Annotated in this window: 4 protein-coding genes; 2 read left to right on the top strand and 2 right to left on the bottom strand. The window is 37.8% G+C overall.

The annotated features are described in order from the left end of the window. Positions 1 to 228: 228 nt before the first annotated feature. Entirely contained in the window at positions 229 to 693 is a 465-nt protein-coding gene (locus WCM76_16775) for a type II toxin-antitoxin system death-on-curing family toxin (GenBank protein MEI6767287.1), read from the bottom strand. After that, positions 693 to 1697, bottom strand: coding sequence for a DNA-binding protein (locus tag WCM76_16770; protein MEI6767286.1), 1005 nt, complete (start codon positions 1695 to 1697; stop codon positions 693 to 695). Before WCM76_16770 ends, WCM76_16775 begins: the two co-directional genes overlap by 1 nt. Positions 1698 to 1922: 225 nt before the next feature. On the opposite strand from WCM76_16770, the gene WCM76_16765 reads away from it, so the two are divergent. Together WCM76_16765 and WCM76_16760 are read left to right on the top strand one after the other, a co-directional pair. Then, on the top strand, positions 1923 to 2603 hold the full coding sequence (locus WCM76_16765; protein MEI6767285.1) for a hypothetical protein: 681 nt from the start codon (positions 1923 to 1925) through the stop codon (positions 2601 to 2603). Between the two features lie 40 nt (positions 2604 to 2643). Then, on the top strand, positions 2644 to 3408 hold the full coding sequence (locus tag WCM76_16760) for a metallophosphoesterase (protein ID MEI6767284.1): 765 nt from the start codon (positions 2644 to 2646) through the stop codon (positions 3406 to 3408). Positions 3409 to 3782: the final 374 nt, after the last annotated feature.

The following is a 3782-nucleotide window of genomic DNA, read 5'->3' as shown; positions in this document are numbered from 1 at the left end:
AAATTTCAATTACTGCGGGATGAGAATTTTCTATTATTATATTATTTGATGTGGGTGTTGGAATTATTAATGAATATCAGTTAGTTGCGTGAGGCGGGTAACAATAGAGTAACGCAAAGGGCAAATTCCGATTTTTTTTATCGCTGTTTCGATATACGAATATACAAAAATCTTTCGTGCAAATTTGTTTTATTGAAAAACATTTTTATCGGGTGCGAATCTTGAAAATCACACGCCTTGATGATAATCAATTTCATTACCAGTAATTGCTGCGGCTATTTTTAATTTCAATTCTTCTGAAAAATCTCTGTCCTGAATAATTGAAGTGATTATTTCGAGCAAAAAGGCCTTGTCGATGTTATTTGCCGCAACATGATAACTGATAATTTCCATTCGATACAGGAAATCTCTTGCGGCATTGATATAGCCATTTTTTAAAAGAAAAATACTGCCCAGAGTAATTGCAATTCTTTTATTTCCGTCCTGAAAGCAATGACTTTTGTTTGCAACAAAAAATAAGTGAGTAAGTTTTTCCTCAAAAGTCGGATAGTAATCATCATTTTGTATGTGATCCAGTGCTGCAATCAGTGAATTGAGTTCAATAATGCCAGTTGTTCCCCCGCCACTGATTTCGATGGTTTTCACATGGAGTGAAACGACTTCGTCGATCCCGTTAAAATAAACGATGGGCATTATTCGCTACCTTTTAGACGTTTGAATACATCTTCAGCTTCTTTTAACTGCTTCTCAAAATCAACACTTCGGTCGCCCAGGAATTTTTCAAAATCTGCTGGCGTTACCGACTTTATGTATTCTTGTAATTGATGATGAAACGTATCTCTGAAAAAATTGTCACGGGATGCCATTTTAATGCGGGCATCTTCAATATGTGGAAGCTGAGCCGGATGATCAGCAAAGTCCTTGACAATCTGATCAACCTCCTGTGGCTGCAATTTGCGCCCAAGCTCCTTATATTTTTTCTGGATTTCAAAAGCAATACCCACTTCGAATGATGCAATCAGCTTCAATACTTCTGCATACATTGTATCCCTTGCGTTTTCATTATCGGAAAGTTTCAGTATTTGCTTATACTCTTTTGCATTTTCGCGGAAAATTGCTTGATAAATCCTGTCAGTATAAAGGGAATATTTGTAATTGCCCAGATCCACAAACATATTTAGTGAGTTAGTGAAATCTTTCCTGTACTTATGCTCTCTGATAGCATTTAGTAAGTAGTCTTCATCCTTTCGATTAATGTATTTTGTGCCGCCGCCAGAACGTTCATTCAAGGTATCTATCACAATATCGAGGATCTTACTTCTTAAGTGACGTGCTTTTTCGCTTTCCCTGAGCAACATTGATAGGTTCAACAGCGCCTTGAAATTGAATAACCCAAGCTGAGTCGTTTTGCTACCGACATTGATGACGTGAGCAAATTGTAACTTTAGCGCTTTTAGCCTGTTACCCTTTATTAAAACATAGCCATTATGTTTCAACTCCTCCTGAAACTCGTCTAAATACCGGTCAATAGTTCTTTCTTCAATTTCAAAGAACTCAGCCATCATTTTTTTTGTGAACTTGAATTCATTTTCAAAAACCATCCCGGGCAAACCAATATACTCTTGAATCCGCTCCATAGCATATCTGTTATTCAGAATGTTTTGCCTGTCGATATTCGAGTTTGTGAGGTCTTTCATTTTAATCCCGCATTAATCCTATTATTTTTAACAATAGCACAATATGGTTTTATTACATTTGATTTATGCTATGCGTGGATGCAAAATTAGCTATAATCTTTCGGAAATAAAAGGTTACTGAAATGCATACTAATTATTAGCTATCTTACCGACACTAATTCGCTATAGCCCTATTAAAAGAATAAAAAATAATACATTTGCCTGAAATGAAATCTGGAAATTGAAATGAGTTCAAAGGGAAAGTGTTTGTATTGCGGAAGGTTGTTCGACCAGCATGAAATGACCAACCACTTGTCTATGCATATTGATGAGGAAGTAGAAAAGAAACCCGCTTTGAGGGCATCAGCCTTTTACCTTAAGTTTGAATCTGGAGATTATTTTTTGCACCTCCTCGTAAAACAGAACTGCACCCTGCGGGAGTTAGACCGCTTTCTCCGTGATATCTGGTTGGACTGCTGCGGACATAGCAGTGAATTTATTGATCGAGGCCATAGTGTTGCCATGAAATGGGAAATAGGGCAATGCATGATTGAGGGTATGAGATGGATTTATCAATACGATTTTGGGGATACAACGACTCTCAAGGTGTCTGTCATCCGTCGTTTTTGTATTGCTATGAAAAAGAATATTACCATATTGTCAAGAAATGAACCTCTAAAAATTCTTTGCGATAAATGCAAAACGCACCCGGCGATGACTATCTGTCCGATTCATTATCACGAGGAAGACAATGGACGGTTTTGTCATTTGTGCTCTATTACACATGAAAGAGAATGTCTGAACTATAATGAGGATTTCATGTTGCCTGTCGTCAATTCGCCCCGGATGGGGGTTTGTGGTTACGAAGGCGGGAATATTGATAAGGAAAGGGACAAACCTTATCAAGACCGAAGCAACATCAATTAGTTGCATTTTAATATCTGCTAATACTTAAGACTGCCCATTTATGCTCTCTATTCAATACTGCTCCGATCTGCATCTGGAATTTAAGGAAAATGAAAAGTTCATTCGGCAAAAGCCAATAGAGAAGGCGGGGAACATTTTAATTTTGGCCGGAGATATTTTGTTATTTCAGGAATCTTTTGAGAAGCATTGGTTCTGGGATTTTGCTTCGGATACTTATGAACAGGTTTTCTGGCTACCGGGGAATCACGAATATTACGCGGGTGCTGATATTGCCGAACAAGGTTTTTTTGTAAATGAAAAAATCAGAACGAATGTTTTACTTGTGAATAACCAAGCGGTTGATTACAAAGGCGTGGATTTGATTTTTTCAACCCTCTGGTCATATATCCCAATGGCACAGGCAACCATTACAGAGAGGTCAGTGAATGATTTTAATCTCATTTCATATCATGGCAAGCGATTGACCTCGGAAAAATTTAACAAACTGCATCAACAGTCGCTTGATTTTATCGCGACCGCAATAAGTCAATCCGAAACCGAAAAGCGAATTGTCATTACACATCATGTTCCTTCATTGAGTTTGATTAACCCGGTGCATTTTACCAGCAAAATCAACGGGGCATTTGTGACACCATTGGAAAAACAGATTGAGGAATGGTCACCGGATTATTGGATTTTTGGTCACAGCCATTACAACTGCCCTGAAACAACCGTTGGTAAAACAAAAATGCGGACAAACCAGCTTGGATATGTTCAAAGCAACGAACACTCCGGCTATAAAAGTAATGCCTGCATCCTTATTTGAGCATTTTGTACACTTCAATCTTTAAAAAGGACTTCAATTAACCCCGATTCAGGGATTCTGTACATCTAATCCGGTGGATTCTCATACTTTATTATGCTTTTGTACATCGAATAATGAAAAAATGGCCGGTTTATGGGCCTTTTCTTTTAGAATGGGGGGTGTGCATTTTTCGTAAATCTGTACACCTTTCTGCAATGCAAATAAAATCAACAGAATAGAAATAAAAAATCTGTACGGATTAATGTACAGATTTGTGTTCAATTCGGAACAGGATCATAAAACGCTTATTTATCCGGCGTTTCTGCTATTTTTTCTTCCTTGTGGATATTCCGCACATAGTAGTCCACTCATTCCGCGGCAAACTGGTCCACCAA

The sequence above is a fragment of the Bacteroidota bacterium genome, assembly GCA_037133915.1.
GTDB lineage: Bacteria > Bacteroidota > Bacteroidia > Bacteroidales > CAIWKO01 > JBAXND01.
This window is presented reverse-complemented; position numbering and strand designations above follow the sequence as displayed.

Bases quoted from the DNA above. Each gene is read 5' to 3' on its own strand.
- WCM76_16770 (MEI6767286.1), bottom strand. From the start codon at position 1,697: ATGAAAGACCTCACAAACTCGAATATCGACAGGCAAAACATTCTGAAT.
- WCM76_16765 (MEI6767285.1), top strand. From the start codon at position 1,923: ATGAGTTCAAAGGGAAAGTGTTTGTATTGCGGAAGGTTGTTCGACCAG.
- WCM76_16775 (MEI6767287.1), bottom strand. From the start codon at position 693: ATGCCCATCGTTTATTTTAACGGGATCGACGAAGTCGTTTCACTCCAT.
- WCM76_16760 (MEI6767284.1), top strand. From the start codon at position 2,644: ATGCTCTCTATTCAATACTGCTCCGATCTGCATCTGGAATTTAAGGAA.